This is a genomic window from Streptomyces sp. NPDC042364, assembly GCF_056437585.1.
Genome location: NZ_JBWKAJ010000011.1, coordinates 272,280 through 288,505, shown reverse-complemented (window position 1 = coordinate 288,505; position 16,226 = coordinate 272,280). Strand labels below are relative to the sequence as shown.

The 16,226-nt window shown below is 73.7% G+C and carries 15 protein-coding genes and 1 rRNA gene; 13 read left to right on the top strand and 3 right to left on the bottom strand.

Annotated features, from left to right (window positions below):
- From rrf to AC067N_RS23660, 3 genes are all read left to right on the top strand, one after another.
- A 5S ribosomal RNA gene (gene rrf / locus AC067N_RS23670) occupies positions 1 to 91 on the top strand; the annotation flags it as partial.
- Positions 92 to 286: 195 nt separating this feature from the next.
- On the top strand, positions 287 to 1,570 hold the full coding sequence (locus AC067N_RS23665; RefSeq protein ID WP_478680874.1) for a hypothetical protein: 1,284 nt from the start codon (positions 287 to 289) through the stop codon (positions 1,568 to 1,570).
- A complete protein-coding gene (locus tag AC067N_RS23660; protein WP_478680873.1) occupies positions 1,462 to 2,352 on the top strand; it encodes a tetratricopeptide repeat protein in 891 nt (296 codons plus the stop codon). The genes AC067N_RS23665 and AC067N_RS23660 overlap by 109 nt, the downstream gene beginning before the upstream one ends.
- An 85-nt stretch (positions 2,353 to 2,437) precedes the next feature.
- Here the strand turns inward: AC067N_RS23660 and AC067N_RS23655 are convergent, their stop codons facing one another.
- Positions 2,438 to 3,730 carry a DUF1015 domain-containing protein gene (locus AC067N_RS23655; RefSeq protein ID WP_478680858.1) on the bottom strand — a complete coding sequence of 431 codons (1,293 nt, stop codon included), beginning with the start codon at positions 3,728 to 3,730 and terminating at the stop codon, positions 2,438 to 2,440.
- 114 nt (positions 3,731 to 3,844) lie between these two features.
- Here AC067N_RS23655 and AC067N_RS23650 point away from each other — a divergent pair, with 114 nt between their 5' ends.
- The 4 genes from AC067N_RS23650 (at position 3,845) to AC067N_RS23635 (ending at position 7,990) form a co-directional block, all read left to right on the top strand.
- Positions 3,845 to 4,873: an HAD hydrolase-like protein gene (locus AC067N_RS23650; protein WP_478680857.1), complete on the top strand. Its 1,029-nt coding sequence runs from the start codon at positions 3,845 to 3,847 to the stop codon at positions 4,871 to 4,873.
- A gap of 86 nt (positions 4,874 to 4,959) precedes the next feature.
- Positions 4,960 to 6,006 carry a FecCD family ABC transporter permease gene (locus AC067N_RS23645; RefSeq protein ID WP_478680856.1) on the top strand — a complete coding sequence of 349 codons (1,047 nt, stop codon included), beginning with the start codon at positions 4,960 to 4,962 and terminating at the stop codon, positions 6,004 to 6,006.
- An 11-nt stretch (positions 6,007 to 6,017) separates the two neighbouring features.
- Entirely contained in the window at positions 6,018 to 7,067 is a 1,050-nt protein-coding gene (locus AC067N_RS23640) for a FecCD family ABC transporter permease (RefSeq protein ID WP_478680855.1), read from the top strand.
- Complete coding sequence (locus tag AC067N_RS23635; RefSeq protein WP_478680854.1) at positions 7,064 to 7,990, top strand: ABC transporter ATP-binding protein; 927 nt, start codon at positions 7,064 to 7,066, stop codon at positions 7,988 to 7,990. Before AC067N_RS23640 ends, AC067N_RS23635 begins: the two co-directional genes overlap by 4 nt.
- Here AC067N_RS23635 and AC067N_RS23630 read toward each other — a convergent pair.
- Entirely contained in the window at positions 7,974 to 8,321 is a 348-nt protein-coding gene (locus AC067N_RS23630) for a sterol-binding protein (RefSeq protein ID WP_478680853.1), read from the bottom strand. The genes AC067N_RS23635 and AC067N_RS23630 overlap by 17 nt on opposite strands.
- Before the next feature lie 42 nt (positions 8,322 to 8,363).
- Between AC067N_RS23630 and AC067N_RS23625 the strand changes: the two genes are divergently transcribed.
- The 6 genes from AC067N_RS23625 to AC067N_RS23600 all read left to right on the top strand — a co-directional run bounded on the left by AC067N_RS23625 (position 8,364) and on the right by AC067N_RS23600 (position 14,536).
- Positions 8,364 to 8,654, top strand: a complete 291-nt coding sequence (locus AC067N_RS23625) for a hypothetical protein (RefSeq protein ID WP_478680852.1) — start codon at positions 8,364 to 8,366, stop codon at positions 8,652 to 8,654.
- Positions 8,655 to 8,661: 7 nt separating this feature from the next.
- Positions 8,662 to 9,477, top strand: a complete 816-nt coding sequence (locus AC067N_RS23620) for a TlyA family RNA methyltransferase (protein WP_478680851.1) — start codon at positions 8,662 to 8,664, stop codon at positions 9,475 to 9,477.
- The gene (locus tag AC067N_RS23615) at positions 9,474 to 10,379 is read left to right on the top strand and encodes an NAD kinase (protein WP_468099930.1); all 906 of its coding nucleotides are present in this window, start codon (positions 9,474 to 9,476) and stop codon (positions 10,377 to 10,379) included. Before AC067N_RS23620 ends, AC067N_RS23615 begins: the two co-directional genes overlap by 4 nt.
- A gap of 143 nt (positions 10,380 to 10,522) precedes the next feature.
- The gene (gene recN, locus AC067N_RS23610) at positions 10,523 to 12,265 is read left to right on the top strand and encodes a DNA repair protein RecN (protein ID WP_478680850.1); all 1,743 of its coding nucleotides are present in this window, start codon (positions 10,523 to 10,525) and stop codon (positions 12,263 to 12,265) included.
- A 48-nt stretch (positions 12,266 to 12,313) separates the two neighbouring features.
- On the top strand, positions 12,314 to 13,066 hold the full coding sequence (locus AC067N_RS23605; protein WP_478680849.1) for a hypothetical protein: 753 nt from the start codon (positions 12,314 to 12,316) through the stop codon (positions 13,064 to 13,066).
- A gap of 339 nt (positions 13,067 to 13,405) precedes the next feature.
- A complete protein-coding gene (locus AC067N_RS23600; protein WP_478680848.1) occupies positions 13,406 to 14,536 on the top strand; it encodes a glycosyltransferase family 4 protein in 1,131 nt (376 codons plus the stop codon).
- Between the two features lie 24 nt (positions 14,537 to 14,560).
- Here the strand turns inward: AC067N_RS23600 and AC067N_RS23595 are convergent, their stop codons facing one another.
- A complete protein-coding gene (locus AC067N_RS23595; protein WP_478680847.1) occupies positions 14,561 to 16,210 on the bottom strand; it encodes a PucR family transcriptional regulator in 1,650 nt (549 codons plus the stop codon).
- Between the last annotated feature and the right edge of the window lie 16 nt (positions 16,211 to 16,226).

Below are 16,226 nucleotides of genomic sequence, written 5' to 3'. Positions count from 1 at the left end.
GCCCGGTTACATTCCGAACCCGGAAGCTAAGCCTTACAGCGCCGATGGTACTGCAGGGGGGACCCTGTGGGAGAGTAGGACGCCGCCGAACAATCTTTGAAAGGACCCCTGGTCACCAGCGTACAGCTGGGACCAGGGGTCCTTTTTTTGTTCCGGGACAAGCACAGCCCGGAGCGCGCCGGGTACCCGGCTGCGCGAGAATGACTTGCGGTACCGAAGACAGGAGTCACCATGTCCACCAACTCTCCCGACGACCGACCGGAGCGCGATCAGCGGCGACGGGACAGTGGTGACCGTGGTGGCTACCGCGGTGGCCCGCGCCGGGACAACGACCGACGCGACAACGACCGTGGTGGCTTCGGTCGGAGGGACGATCGCGGTGGGTTCCGCCGTGACGACCGCAACGACCGGGGAGACCGCGGCGGCTTCCGTCGTGACGACAGTCGTGGCGGCGAGCGCGGCGGGTTCCGAGGACGCGACGACCGCGGGCGCGACGACCGTCGTGACGACCGCCGCGAAGGCGACCGCGGGCCTCGCCCCGGTTTCCGCCGCGACGACCGTCCTGGCGGGCCACGACGCGACGACCGGGACCGTGGCTTCCGGCGCGACGGCGACCGTCCTGCCTTCCGCCGAGATGACCGGCGAGACGACGACCGGGGCGGTTACGGCCGCCGCGACGACCGTCCCGCCTTCCGGCGAGACGACCGCAGGGACGATCGACGCGACGATCGACGCGACGACCGGCGTGACAGCGGAGACCGTGGTGGCTTCCGCAGGGACGACCGCGACCGGGGCTTCCGCCGAGACGATCGCCGGGACGACCGTGGTGAGCGTCGCGAGGGCGACCGTCCCTCGTACCGCCGTGACGACGACCGCGGTGGCTTCCGCCGTGACGACAGCCGTGGCGGCGAGCGCGGTGGCTTCCGCCGTGACGACAGCCGTGGCGGCGAGCGCGGTGGCTTCCGCCGTGACGACAGCCGTGGGGACGACCGCGGCGGGTTCCGTGGGCGTGACGACCGCGGGCGCGACGACCGTCGTGGGGACGACCGTCGTGGGGACGACCGCGGTGGCCGTCCGGCATTCCGTCGTGACGACCGGCGTGACGACTTCCGGCGTGACGACCGCAGGGACGGCGACAGGGCGCCTTTCCGCCGTGACGACCGTCGCGATGACCGCCGGGACGACCGTGGTGAGCGTCGCGAAGGTGACCGTCCCTCGTACCGCCGTGACGACGACCGCGGCGGCTTCCGCCGTGACGACAGCCGTGGCGGCGAGCGCGGCGGGTTCCGTGGACGGGACGACCGCGGGCATGACGACCGTGGGCGTGGCCCCCGGCGTGACGACCGGGGCGGTCGGCCCGGTGGCTTCCGTGGGCGGGACGACCGGCGGGACGACCGCCGTGGCGGCGGACGCTTCCGGGACGAGCGGGACCGTGACCGGGAGCGTGAGCCGATCAAGCGGCTGCCGATTCCCGAGGACGTCACCGGCGAGGAGATCGACAAGGACGTACGGCAGGAACTGCAGAGTCTGCCCAAGACGCTCGCGGACGATGTCGCCAGGAACCTGGTGATGGTCGCCCGGCTCATCGACGAGGACCCGGAGGGTGCGTACGGCTACTCCAGGGTCGCCCTGCGGCTGGCGTCGCGTGTCGCCGCCGTACGGGAGGCGGCCGGCTTCGCCGCTTACGCCAACCAGAAGTACAGCGAGGCGCTCGCCGAGTTCCGGGCCGCGCGGCGGATGACGGGCAGCGTGGACCTGTGGCCCGTCATGGCGGACTGTGAACGTGGTCTCGGGCGGCCCGAGAAGACGCTCGACATGGCCGGGGCACCCGAGGTGCACAAGCTGGACAAGGCCGGTCAGGTCGAGATGCGGCTCGTGGCAGCCGGCGCACGGCGGGACATGGGGCAGCTCGACGCGGCCATCGTGACCCTGCAGAGCCCCGAGCTGGCCTCCAACTCCGTACAGCCGTGGACCGCGAGGCTGCGGTACGCGTACGCCGACGCGCTGCTCGCCGCAGGCCGTGACGGCGAGGCGCGGGAGTGGTTCGCCAAGGCCGTCGAGGCCGACAAGGACGGCAGCACGGACGCCTCGGACCGGCTGGCCGAGCTCGACGGTGTCGAGTTCGTCGACGCCCTCGTCGAGGTCGAGGACCAGGACGAGCAGGAGGACCACGGCCAGGCCCCGCCCGTGGAGGACACCGAGCCCCGTGACCTGACGACCGCCGTGGACGAGGACGTCGTCGTGGAGGAGAGCGAGGCCGTCGCGGACGTCGAGGCGGTCAAGAACCCCGAAGACCCCGAAGGCGCCGAAGACGCCGAGGGCGGCGCGGACCGCGAGGCCGACAAGGGCTGACGTCGGCTCGTAGAAGCACAGGAAGGGGGCGGGATCCGTACGCGGGATCCCGCCCCCTTCCTGTGGACCCGGAGGGCGTGTGGCCCTAGAGGTTCAGGGCGCGCAGGACCAGGCCCGACGCCGGCTTCGGGCCGAACGACGTCGACTTGCGGGGCATGGTGACGCCCTGGCGGGCCAGGTCGCGTACGACCTCCTCGCGGACCGGGTGCATCAGCACGGCCGTGCCGCCGTCACGTTCGGCCTTCTCGACCGTGGCGGCCGTGTCGTGGATGTACGCCACATGCGCGGGGGAGTCCTCGGGGATCCGCCAGACATGACGCAGGAGCGTGGCGTGCAGGACCGTCGCGTCGAGCGAGCGCCAGGCGGCCGGGCGGTCGGTGGGGACCGTACGGGCGAGGAGGTCCGGGTCCGGGCGGTCGACGAGATGGAAGGCGCCGTCGCCGGCGAGGAGAAAGGCGTTGCCCTCGCCGGCCGCGTCCGCCAGGGACTGGAGGGCCTCGGGGAGCGGGACTTCGAGGCGCCGTACGCGGAAGAGGCCGTCCAGGGCGGTCAACGCGTCGGAGACGGGAAGCCCGTGGAGGAGCCGGTGGATCGCGCGGACGCGGAGGGGGTAGCGGGCCGTGTCCACCAGGAGGACCAGGCCGTAGTCCCAGGGGCTCGGGGAGGGATGCTCGGTGCGCAGGCGCAGATAGGTCGCCCAGCGGTGGTGGCCGTCGGCTATGAGGGCCTGGTGGTGGGCGAGGTCCGACTGGATCTCGGCCAGGTCGCCGGGCTCGGTGACCGCCCACAGGCGGTGGCTGAAGCCGTCCTCGGTGACCGTGGAGAGGAGCGGGGGACCTTCGACGGTCCGTTCGACCACTGCGGTCGCGCCGGCGGAGGAGCCGTTGCCCCGGTACGTCAGGAGCAGGGGTTCCATGTTGGTGGAGGTCGCACGCATCAAGGCCGCGCGGTCCGCGATGACATGGGGTATGACGTCCTCGTGGGGGAGGACCACGCCGTCGGCGGGCTCCGACAGGCGCAGCGCGCCGATCAGGCCCCGCTGGAGGATGGTGCCGTCCGCCTGCTCGTAGACGTAGAGGCCGGGACGGGCGTCGGGGGCCAGGACGCCCTCGTCGAGCCAGCGGCGCAGCGTCTGCGCCGCCTGCTCGTTCCTGGCGGTCGGGGTACCGGCCTGGGGAAGGATCAGGCGGACGATGTTGTGCGGGTCGGCGGATTCGAGGTGGAGCAGACCGTCCGGCCGTACGACCACGTCGTACGGTGGGGATGTCACGGCGGCCAGGCTGCCGACCCGGTCGGGGTCGTAGCGAAGGCCCCGGAACGGGGCCAGTTCGAGGCCGCTGCGCGCCGGGATCTCCTCCGCGGGACCTGCGTTCTTCATTGGTGCATCGTATGTGTGCCGGTGCCATGCGCGATGATCGGGTGAAGCGATCGGACCGATGGACGACCGGGTGGGTGCGCGAGCGCGCACCGGTCGAGCGAGGAGCGGTGGGCAATGAGCCAGGCAGTCAGGACACGGCCCGACGGCAGTGGGCAGGCCCTGAACGAGGCGTACGACACGGCGCTGCTCGATCTGGACGGGGTGGTGTACGCGGGCGGCAGCGCGATCGCGCACGCCGTCGAGTCCCTCGGTACTGCCCGCGAGGGCGGTATGCACCTGGCGTACGTCACGAACAACGCGCTGCGGACGCCGGACGCCGTGGCCGAGCACCTCACCGAGCTGGGGATACCGACCAAGGGCGGGGACGTCATCACGTCGGCGCAGGCCGTGGCCCGGCTGATCGGCGAACAGCTGCCGGCCGGCGCGCGGGTGCTCGTCATCGGCGGTGACGGGCTGCGGGTCGCGCTGCGCGAACGGGGGCTGGAGCCGGTCGAGTCGGCCGACGACGATCCGGCCGCCGTCGTTCAGGGCTACGGCGGTCCCGAGCTGCCCTGGGGGCGGTTCGCCGAAGCGAGTTACGCCATCGCGCGCGGGCTTCCGTGGTTCGCGTCCAACACCGACCTGACGATCCCGAGCGCGCGGGGCATCGCGCCGGGGAACGGTGCGGCCGTGCAGGTCGTACGGATCGCCACCGGTGCCGAGCCGCAGGTGGCGGGCAAGCCGCTGCCGCCGATGCACCGGGAGACCATCCTGCGGACCGGCGCCCGGCGGCCGTTGGTGGTCGGGGACCGGCTGGACACGGACATCGAGGGCGCGTTCAACGGGGAGGTCGACTCGCTGCTCGTCCTGACCGGGGTGACCGACGGCGCCCAGCTGCTGGCCGCGCCGCCCCGGCACCGGCCCACCTACGTCGACGCCGACCTCCGGGGGCTGCTCACCGGGCAGCCGGACGTCGTGGCGGACGGCGCGGGCTTCCGGTGCGGAGGCTGGACGGCGACGGCCGGGAGCGAGGAGCTGCGACTCGACGGCGAGGGTGAGGCGCTCGACGGACTGCGGGCGCTGTGCGCGGCGGCCTGGACGGCTGCCGGTGACGGCTCGTGCGAGCTGGACGGGGAGAAGGCACTGGCACGACTCGGGTTGTGAGGCGCCCCGCAGCGTGGTGAGGATTCCCCGCGGACGTCCCGAGGGCGGCATCGAACCGAAAGGGGAGGATAGGCTAACCTAACCGGGTGTTGGTCGAGAGTCCCCCCGAACCGCGCGCGGAGGCCGCCCCCGCGCCCCCGAACCGCAGGGCAGCCCTACGTGCCGTCGGGCTCCTCGTGTCCCTCGGAGTGCTGACCCTCGTCGCGCTCGCGAGTATCGCGATCGGCGCGAAGGAGCTGCCGCTCGGGCAGGTCTGGCACGGCCTGTTCGAGGACACGGGGACGTACGGTGACGTCGTCGTCGGGGAGCGGATCTCGCGCACCCTGCTCGGGCTGCTCGCCGGGGCCGCGCTCGGCCTGGCCGGGGCCGTCCTCCAGGCGCTCACCCGGAACCCGCTGGCCGACCCGGGGCTGCTCGGCATCAGCGCGGGCGCGTCCGCGTCGGTCGTCACCGCCATCACCTACTTCGGCGTCACCTCGCTGACCGGGTACGTGTGGTTCGCGTTCCTCGGGGCGGCGGCCGTCGGGACGCTGGTGTGGTTCCTCGGCGGCAGCCGGGCCGCGACCCCGGTGCGGCTCGCGCTGGCCGGTACGGCGATCAGCGCAGCGCTGTACGGCTATCTCCAGGCCGTGATGATCATGGATGACGCCGCGCTGTCCAAGATGCGCTTCTGGACGGTGGGTTCGCTGGCCTCGGCCACCGACGAGACGATCGAACAGGTGCTGCCGTTCATCGCGGTCGGCACGGTCGTCGCCCTGCTGCTCGCCCGGCCGCTGAACGCGATGGCCATGGGCGACGACACCGCCCGCGCCCTCGGCGCGAACCTCAACCGCACCCGGGCGCTCTCCATGGCCGCCGCGACCGTGCTGTGCGGGGCCGCAACCGCCGCCTGCGGACCGATCGTGTTCGTCGGGCTGATGGTCCCGCACGTCGTCCGCTCCTTCACCGGCCCGGACCTGCGCTGGATCCTGCCGTACGCGACCGTCCTGTCGCCCGTGCTGCTGCTCGGTGCCGATGTCATCGGCCGGGTGGTGGCCCGGCCCGCGGAACTCCAGGTCGGCATCGTGACCGCGATCCTCGGCGGGCCGGTCTTCATCTTTCTCGTACGACGGCGGAGGACGACGCAACTGTGAAGTCGCAGGTCATGAGCAAGCCCGCCGTACACAACCGCGCGCTGCGGTCACCCGGCGGCCTCTCGGTGCGCCTCGACGTACGGGCGTGTGTCGTCGTCGCCCTGCTGCTGCTCGCGGCCCTCGCCGCGAGTGTCGTGCTGATCGGCACCGGCGACTTCCCCATCCCGGCCGGCGCCGTCATCAGGACGCTGCTCGGCAACGGCGACCCCAGCCAGGAACTCGTCATCAACGACCTGCGGCTGCCACGGGTCCTGGTCGGGCTGCTGGTCGGGGCCTCGCTCGGGCTGGGCGGGGCGCTGTTCCAGTCCATCTCCCGCAATCCGCTGGGCAGTCCCGACATCCTCGGTCTCTCGCAGGGCGCCACGGCCGGAGCGCTGGTCGTGATCGTGCTGTTCTCCGGGGACGCCGACCAGGTCGCCCTCGGAGCGCTCGGCGGCGGTCTGGTCACCGGTTTCGCCATCTACCTGCTGGCCTGGAAGCGGGGCGTGCACGGCTACCGGCTGGTGCTCGTCGGTATCGGCGTCTCGGCGATCGTCACGGCGGTCAACGGTTATCTGATCACGAAGGCCGACATCGTCGACGCGGCGCGGGCGGTCGTGTGGATGACCGGATCGCTCAACGGGCGTGACTGGGAGCAGGTCTGGCCGCTGCTGGTCATGTGCGCGGTCCTCGTGCCGACGGTGCTCGCCAACGCGCGGGGCCTGCGGATGACGGAGATGGGCGACGACGTGTCGTACGCCCTCGGGGTGCGCGTCGAGCGGGTGCGGATGCTGCTGATGGTGTCGGCCGTGCTGCTCACCGCCGGGGCCACCGCGGCCGCCGGACCCGTCGGCTTCGTCGCCCTCACCGCCCCCCAGCTCGCCAAGCGGCTGACCCGGTCCCCGGGCCCGAACCTGGTGCCCTCGATGTGCATGGGCGCGGCCCTGCTGATCGTCGCGGACTTGGCCTCCCAGCGGGCCTTCGGCGCCGACCAGCTGCCCGTCGGCGTCGTCACCGGCGTCCTCGGCGGTGTCTATCTGCTGTGGCTGCTGGTCACGGAGCGGAAGGCCGGGCGGATATGAGCCGCCCCGAGCCGAGCCCGTCGGTGAGGTCGGCGGGGTCGGCGAACGAGAACGACAAGAGGAGCACTGTGAACCGCCTGTCCGCCGAGAACGTCACCCTCGCCTATGACCAGCGGGTCATCGCCGAGCAGCTGTCGGTGGAGATCCCCGACAACTCGTTCACCGTGATCGTCGGCCCCAACGCCTGCGGCAAGTCCACGCTGCTGCGGGCCCTGTCCCGGATGCTGAAGCCGTCCCAGGGGCGGGTGCTGCTCGACGGGCAGGTCATCCAGTCGATGCCCGCGAAGAAGGTCGCCCGGACGCTCGGGCTGCTGCCCCAGTCGTCGATCGCGCCCGACGGCATCACGGTCGGTGACCTGGTGGGCCGCGGCCGCTACCCGCACCAGGGGCTGCTGCGACAGTGGTCGGCCGAGGACGAGCGGATCGTCCGGGAGTCGATGGAGTCCACCGGCGTCGCCGAGCTGGCCGGCCGCTACGTCGACGAGCTCTCCGGCGGCCAGCGCCAGCGCGTGTGGATCGCCATGGCCCTCGCCCAGCAGACCCCGCTGCTGCTCCTCGACGAGCCGACCACCTACCTGGACATCCAGCACCAGATCGACGTGCTGGACCTGTGCGCCGAGCTGCACGAGGAACAGGGCCGCACGCTCGTCGCCGTGCTGCACGACCTCAACCACGCCGCCCGGTACGCCACCCATCTCATCGCCCTGCGCGGCGGCGAGGTCGTCGCCGAGGGCGCGCCCCGCGACATCGTCACGGCGGAGCTGGTCGAGGAGGTCTTCGGGCTGCGCTGCCAGGTCATCGACGACCCGGAGACGGGGACGCCGCTGGTGGTGCCGGCGGCACGGAGGGCACGGACCGGCGTCGGGGGCCGCGACGAGGTCGCCGCGGCGGAGGCGCAGATGGCCGCTACAGAAGCTTCCTGAGCTGGAGCAGGTCCCGGAAGGCCGCCTCCAGCTTCACCCGGCCCGAACCCCAGGCCCTGGCGAAGTGCAGTTCGCCGTGGACGAGGGCCACCAGGTCGTCGCCCGTCATGGCGAGCCGGATCTCGGCCTTCCCGGGCGGGGGGCCCTCAAGGGTGTCGTGCACCTCGATCCGGCCGTCGCGCATCCGGCCCAGGAAGGTGATGTCGAGGTCCTTGATGTGGCAGCTCACCGAGCGGTCGAGGTTCGTCGCCTCGCGCACGTGTCCATCGGCGCCTGCCATGTTGTCCGAAAGCTTTTCGAGCGCGGCGCGGCACTCCTCAATCGTTGCCATCGCGACCGACGGTACCCCAGGGCTTCGCGGTAGCGTCGGGTCATGAGCGACTCTGTGCCCGAGGCCACGGCGGGGGAGGAGACGGCCGACGCGGTCGTCGAGCCCGAGTACGACCCCGCCGCCCCGGCCCCGCTGAACGTGCTCCGCACCGCCACCGGCCACGCGGACGTCGACGCCGCCCTGGACCGGCTGGCCGACGCCGACCACCTGGCCACCGACGGCCATGTCGAGGTGTACGAGGATGTACACCGGGGGCTGCGCGACGCGCTCACCGCGCTCGACGCCCGCCCGGGACCTCCGGCGCCCCCGAAGACGTACGGCAATAGGAGCTGAACCGAACGTGGCAGGTGTGGCACGACGCCGTCTCGACGCCGAGTTGGTCCGGCGGAAGCTCGCGCGCTCGCGTGAGCACGCGAGCCAGCTGATCGCCGCCGGGCGGGTCACCGTCGGCAAGACCGTCGCGACCAAGCCCGCCACCCAGGTGGAGACCGCGGCCGCAATCGTCGTCGCGAGCGACGACGGCGACCCCGAGTACGTGTCGCGCGGCGGCCACAAGCTCGCCGGAGCGCTGGAGGCGTTCGTCCCGCGGGGCCTGGCCGTCAAGGGGCGGCGGGCGCTGGACGCCGGGGCCTCCACCGGCGGCTTCACCGACGTGCTGCTGCGGGCCGGCGCCGCCCACGTCGTCGCCGTCGACGTCGGATACGGACAACTCGCCTGGACTCTGCGGAGCGATGAACGCGTCACCGTCAAGGACCGTACGAACGTACGCGAGTTGACGCTCGAAGCGATCGATGGGGAGCCTGTGGATCTTGTCGTGGGGGATCTGTCCTTCATCCCGCTCGGCCTGGTACTGCCCGCCCTGGTGCGGTGCGTGAAGCCGGACGCCGATCTGGTGATGATGGTCAAACCGCAGTTCGAGGTGGGGAAGGAGCGGCTGGGCAGCGGGGGAGTCGTGAGGAGTCCGGAGCTGCGCGCCGAAGCGGTGTGCGGGGTGGCGCGGCGGGCCGGTGAGCTGGGGCTCGGGGTACAGGGCGTGACGGCTAGTCCGCTGCCCGGGCCCTCGGGCAACGTCGAGTACTTTCTGTGGCTGCGTGCCGGGGCACCCGCACTGGACCCGGCCGACGTCGACCGAGCAGTTGCGGAGGGGCCGCGGTGACTCTGGACCGAACTCGAACCGTCTTCCTGCTGACCCACACCGGGCGGCCGGCGGCCATCCGCAGTGCGGAACTCGTGGTGAAGGGTCTGCTCCACCACGGGCTCGGCGTGCGCGTACTGGAGGCCGAGGCGGAGGACATCCCGCTCCCCGAAGAGGTGGAGCTGGTCAAGGAGGCGACCCCGCAGTGCCTCGACGGGTGCGAGCTGCTCATCGTCCTCGGCGGTGACGGCACGCTGCTGCGCGGCGCGGAGTTCGCCCGCGCCTCCGGGGTGCCGATGCTCGGCGTCAACCTCGGCAGCGTCGGGTTCCTCGCGGAGGCCGAGCGCGACGACCTCGACAAGGTTGTCGACCGCGTCGTGACCAAGGCCTACGAGGTCGAGGAGCGGATGACCGTCGACGTCGTCGTGCACCGGAACGGCGACATCGTCCACACGGACTGGGCGCTCAACGAGGCGGCCGTGCAGAAGGCGGGCGCCGAGAAGCTGCTCGAGGTCGTCCTGGAGATCGACGGCCGGCCGGTCACCGGGTTCGGGTGCGACGGCATCGTGCTGTCCACGCCGACCGGGTCGACCGCCTACGCCTTCTCCGCCGGCGGGCCCGTCGTGTGGCCCGAGGTCGAGGCGCTGCTGATGGTGCCGATCAGCGCGCACGCGCTGTTCGCCAAGCCGCTCGTGACGTCGCCGGACTCCGTGCTCGCGGTGGAGGTGCTGCCGCACATCCCGCCCGGGGTCCTGTGGTGCGACGGGCGGCGGACGGTCGAGTTGCCGCCGGGGGCCCGGGTCGAGGTGCGGCGGGGGGCCGTGCCGGTGCGGCTGGCCCGGCTGCACCACGCGTCGTTCACGGACCGGCTGGTGGCGAAGTTCGCCCTGCCCGTCTCCGGGTGGCGGGGGGCTCGGCACTGACGGCCCAGGGGGCGCGGGCGGCCTTCGGCGGCTGAGGGTTCGCCGTGGTCGCCCGCGGTTCCCCGCGGCTCTTTCGGTGCGCTGTAGCTCGCCGGAGTGACATCGGGGACGGGGGGCGTCGCACTTCCCTCCCCCGACCTCGTATGGTCTTGTCCGTGTTGGAGGAGATGCGGATACGGTCGCTCGGAGTCATCGACGACGCGGTCGTCGAGCTGTCACCCGGCTTCACCGCCGTGACGGGTGAGACGGGCGCGGGCAAGACCATGGTGGTCACCAGTCTCGGTCTGCTGCTCGGCGGCAGGGCGGACCCGGCGCTCGTGCGGATCGGCGCCAAGAACGCGGTCGTCGAGGGCCGGATCGCCATGCCCGAGGGCGCCTCGGCGGTCGTCCGGGCCGAGGAGGCCGGGGCCGAACTCGACGACGGGGCGCTGCTGGTCAGCCGTACCGTTTCCGCCGAGGGACGGTCGCGGGCGCACCTCGGAGGGCGTTCCGTCCCCGTGGGCGTCCTCGCGGAGCTGGCCGACGAGCTGGTGGCCGTGCACGGGCAGACCGACCAGCAGGGGCTGCTGAAGCTGTCCCGGCAGCGGGCGGCGCTCGACCGGTACGCCGGGGACGCGGTGGCCGTGCCGCTCGCCAAGTACGGCGAGGCGTACCGGCGGCTGAGGGCCGTCTCCGCCGAACTCGACGAGATCGTCACCCGGGCGCGTGAGCGGGCCCAGGAAGCCGACCTGCTGCGCTACGGGCTCGACGAGATCGCCGGCGTCGAGCCGCGCGCCGGCGAGGACGTGGAGCTGGCCGAGGAGGCCGAGCGGCTGGGGCACGCGGAGGCACTGGCATCCGCCGCGACGGCCGCGCACGCCGCGCTCGCGGGCAATCCCGAGGACCTCGAGGGCGTCGACGCCTCGACGCTCGTCGCGGGCGCCCACCGGGCGCTGGAGGCCGTGCGCTCGCACGACCCGGCGCTCGCCGCGCTCGCCGACCGGATCGGGGAGATCGGCATCCTGCTGGGCGACGTCGCGGGCGAGCTGGCCGGATACGCCGACGACCTGGACGCCGATCCGCTGCGGCTCGCGGCCGTGGAGGAGCGGCGGGCCGCCCTCACCGCGCTCACCCGGAAGTACGGCGAGGACATCGCCGCCGTGCTCGCCTGGGCCGAGCAGAGCGCCCAGCGGCTCACCGAACTCGACGGCGACGACGAGCGCATCGAGGAGCTGACCGCCGAGCGGGACGCGCTGCGGAGCGAACTGGGCGGTCTCGCACAGGCGCTGACGGACGCCCGGCAGGAGGCCGCGGAGCGGTTCGCCGCCGCCGTGACCGCCGAGCTGGGCTCGCTCGCCATGCCGCACGCACGCGTGTCGTTCGAGATCCGGCAGACCGAGGACCCCGAGGGCGTCGAGGTCGGCGGGCGCACGGTCGCGTACGGGCCGTCCGGCGCCGACGAGGTGGAGCTGCTGCTCGCACCCCACCCCGGGGCGCCGCCGCGGCCGATCGCCAAGGGTGCCTCGGGCGGTGAACTGTCCCGGGTGATGCTGGCCGTCGAGGTCGTGTTCGCCGGCACGGACCCCGTGCCGACATACCTCTTCGACGAGGTCGACGCCGGCGTCGGCGGCAAGGCGGCCGTCGAGATCGGGCGGCGGCTCGCCAGGCTCGCCAAGTCGGCGCAGGTCGTGGTCGTCACGCACCTACCGCAGGTCGCCGCCTTTGCCGACCGGCAGCTGCTGGTGGAGAAGACCAACGACGGGTCGGTGACCCGGTCCGGCGTGAAGGTCCTGGAGGGCGAGGACCGGGTGCGGGAGCTGTCCCGCATGCTCGCCGGGCAGGAGGACTCCGAGACGGCGCGGGCGCACGCCGAGGAACTGCTGGCCGCGGCCCGCGCGGACGCCTGAAGCATGGGCAGGACCGCCGCGTTCGCCCTCGCCGCGGCCGCCTGAAGCATGGGCAGGACCGCCGCGTTCGCCCTCGCCGCGGCCGCCGCCCGCGCGGGCGGCACCGCCCTGCGGGCCACGGCCCCCGGCGGCGCCGCCCGCTGGCAGCGCACCAACCACGCAGGGCGGACCGTCGCCCTGCACGCCGGGCCGGGAGCCGCGCTCGGCGCGCTGCTCGCGGGCGGCCGGCGATGTCCCGCCGCCGGGATAGCCGTGCTGGCCGCCGGGGTGTGCGGGGCGTACGACGACGTCGTCGGGGCCGGGGACCCGAGGCGCGGGTTCAGGGCGCACCTGGCGGCGCTGCGGGACGGCGACGTCACCAGTGGCGCGGTGAAGTTGTTCGGGATCTCGGCCGCCGGGCTCGTCGCCGGGGCGCTGCTGAAGGAGCGGGCGCTCGACAAGGCGCTGGCCGGCGTGGTGATCGCCGGGGCCGCGCACCTCGTGAACCTCCTCGACGTCCGGCCCGGGAGAGCGGCCGGCGCGGCGATCCTGCTCGCGCTGCCCGGTGTGTTCCGCGAGGGGCCCGCCGGGGAGGTGGCGGCGGCCACCGTGGGAGCCGCCGCGGCCGTGCTCCCCGGCGACCTCGCCGAGCGCACGATGCTCGGCGACACCGGCGCCCACGCTCTCGGCGCCGCCCTGGGCTGCGCCGCCGTCCTGGCCGACGGCCGGACGGGGCTTGCCGCCCACGCGGCGGCGGTGGTGGCCGCGGCCGTGTGCGGGGACCGCGTCAGCGAGATGGCCCGGTCGACGGTGTGGGGGTGACGCGACCGAGAGCGCGGCCGCTCCTCGTCCCCGACGACGGAGCCGGCTCCGGGCAACGCTCCCCCTGGGACCGGGGCGCAAGTGAAACAGAGGGGCACCCTCGTGCGGGAGTTCACTCGTGTGAGTGACGTCGAGCGTCGCGTTGCCCACAGCCTCGCCGTTCGTGAGGCCCGACGGTGCCGGAACACCCGTACGGCCTGGCATCCTTGGACAGGTACGACGTAGCCAGACGTGCTACGCAGACCACGCAGAAGCGGCCTCGCGCGGTCCACCCCCACCGCCGGATCCTTCTGTACGTTCTTCGTGACCGTCCGACCCCGAACCAGGAGCCCCGGCCACGTGAGCCACGTGAGCAGCCACTCACCGCACGGCCAGTCGCCGCTGCGCACCGTGCAAGTGCTCGGCGGCGGCAGCGCGGTGAGCAGCGCGCATGTGCGGTCGCTGACCTCGGGACTCGTCGCCCGGGGCGTACGGGTCACCGTTTGCGCCCCCCACGAGGCCGAAGGCGTGTACGACTTCACGGGTGTCGGCGCCCGCCACGTCCACGTGCCCCGCAGCAGCGACCCGGCCTCCGTGGCCACCCTGCGCAACATCTGCGCTGACGCGGACCTGGTGCACGCGCACGGCCTGCACGCCGGCTTCCGCGCCACCCTCGCGCTCGGCCGGCGGAGCACCCCGCTCGTGGTCACCTGGCACACCCGGTCGCACGCCGAGGGCGCGCGGGCCCATCTGCTCCGGCTGCTGGAGCGGCGGGTCGCCAGGGCCGCCGCCGTGGTGCTCGGGACCTCCTCCGAACTCGTCGACCGCGCCCGCAGCCGCGGCGCGCGCGACGCCCGGCTCGCCGCCGTCTCCGCGCCCGCCCTCCGCCGGAACGACGACGACGCGGACCGGCACCGCGCCAAGACCCGGGCCGAACTCGGCGCCACCGACCGGCCGTTGCTCATGGCCGCCGGCACGCTCGACCGCCACCGGGGGTACGCCACACTGCTCGACGCGGCCCGGGAATGGCGGGGGCTCGACCCGGAGCCGCTCGTCGTGATCGTCGGCGAGGGGCCGCAGCGGGTCATCCTCCAGCGGCGCGTCGAGGACGAGGAACTGCCCGTACGGCTCGTCGGGCGGCGCGACGACATCGGCGAACTGGTCGCGGCCGCCGACCTGGTGCTGCTGCCCGGCCGCCCCGAGGCGCGCTCCGTGCTCGCCCAGGAGGCGCTCCACGCGCGCGTGCCGCTCGTCGCGGCCTCTGCCGGATCGGTGCCCGAACTCGTGGGCGACGCGGCCGCGCTCGTCCCGCTCGGGGACGCCGGGGCGTTCGCCGAGGCCGTCGTGCACCTGCTGAAGGACCCCGCTCTGCGGGAGGAACTGCGGGACAGGGGCACCCGGCAGGCCGCGACCTGGCCGACCGAGGACGAGACCGTGGCCCAGGTCCTCAGCGTCTACGACGAGTTGACCGACCTCCGGCCGCTCATCTGACGCCGGCCCGCCCGAGGCGCCGTGCTACGGCACATGTCTGCGGGCCCTGAGCGCCAGGCTCAGCGCCAGCACCGTCTGCGGGTCGTCCAGGTCGGTGCCGAGCAACTCGCCGATGCGGGCGAGGCGGTTGTAGAGGGTCTGCCGATTCAGGTGCAGCTCACGGGCGGTCTCCGCCTTGCGGCCCGCATGGGCGAGGTAGGTCTGGAGGGTGGGCAGCAGCGGCGGCTTGGAGCGGCCGTCGTGGTCGAGGAGGGGGCCGATCGCCCGGTCCACGAAGGCGGCCAGGTCGGGGTGTTCGCGCAGCCGCCACAGCAGCAGGTCGATGTCCAGCCGCCGGGCGTCGTACCAGGGGCGGTCGGCCAGTCCCTGGGCCGCCGTCGCCGTCTCCGCCGCATGTCTGAGCCCCGCCGACGCGGCCGCCCAGCCGCCGGGCACTCCGACCACCACCACGGGCGGCCGCCCGCCCGGCCGCTGCAGACCTGCCCGCTCCACGCCCGCCCGCAGCGCCGCCGCGACCTTGTCCGCCACCGCCGGACGCTCCGCCTCCTCACGCAGGCCCACCAGCAGCGGGACACGGCCCTCCACCGGGCGCACGCCCAGCAGGACGGGGACACCCACCAAGGCCAGCTCCTCGCCGACCGCACGGGCCAGCACCGCCCAGCCACCGCCCGGTGACAGACCGTCGGCGAGCCGCATCACCACCGGCAGCAGGGGCCCGCCGCCCGGCCTGAAGCCCAGCACACGGGCCTGCGCGGGGGCGTCCTCCGCCCCGATACGGCCCTCGGCGAGATCGGTGAGGAAGTCGCCGCGCCCGCGCGCCGCCAGCTCCTCCTCCTGCCGGGCCTGCATCAGGACGACGGCGAGGACTCCGGCGGCCCGCTCGGCGGCCATCCGGTGCACGGGGGCCAGCGGGGCGTTCACCGGAAGCAGGACCAGCCGGGCCCGTACCGAGCCCGTGCCCGGACCGCCGCCCGGCACGTCGACGATGGCCGTCCCGGCCGGCGGCTCGTCCTGGTGCCGGTCCCGCAGCCCCTCCCACACCTGGAGCGGATCGGTGTCGGCGGGCCCGGCCCCCGCGGCGTACAGGAGCCGGCCGTCCGCGGTCTCCAGGAAGACCGGGTTGCGGCTGAAGCCGGCCAGGATGCCGAGGACCTGGGGCACCCCGCCACCGCCGAGCAGCGCCTCGGTGCAGCGCCGGTGGACCTCCTCCGCCTGCTGGAGGAGCGCGTAGTGGCCGTTGACGATCTCGGTGTGGATCTCCTCGGTGACCGTCACGAACGCCACCTCGCGGTGCAGTTGGACGAGCGGGAGACCGGCCGAGCGGGCCGTGTCCACCAGGGCCGGGGGAAGGCGGGCGAAGCGCGGCCCCAGCTCGATGACGAGCGCCGCGATACCGCGCTCGGCCAGGGTCCGTACGAACGCCCGCTGGTCGGCGGGGCGGGTGCCGAGCCCGTAGCCCGTGGTCAGCAGCAGTTCGCCGCCCTTGAGGAGCGAGGCGATGTTGGGGACCTCGCCCGCGTGCACCCAGCGCACGGTCCGCTCCAGCCGGTCGGCGCCGGCCAGGATCTCCGGCAGCCCGCCGCGCAGCCCGGGCAGCTCCAGCGCCCGCCGCACGGTGATGCCGCCCTGTGCCTCACGACCGTCAACGGGTACGCGGCTGTCACGGGTGTCCATGGACCGGACGGTACCC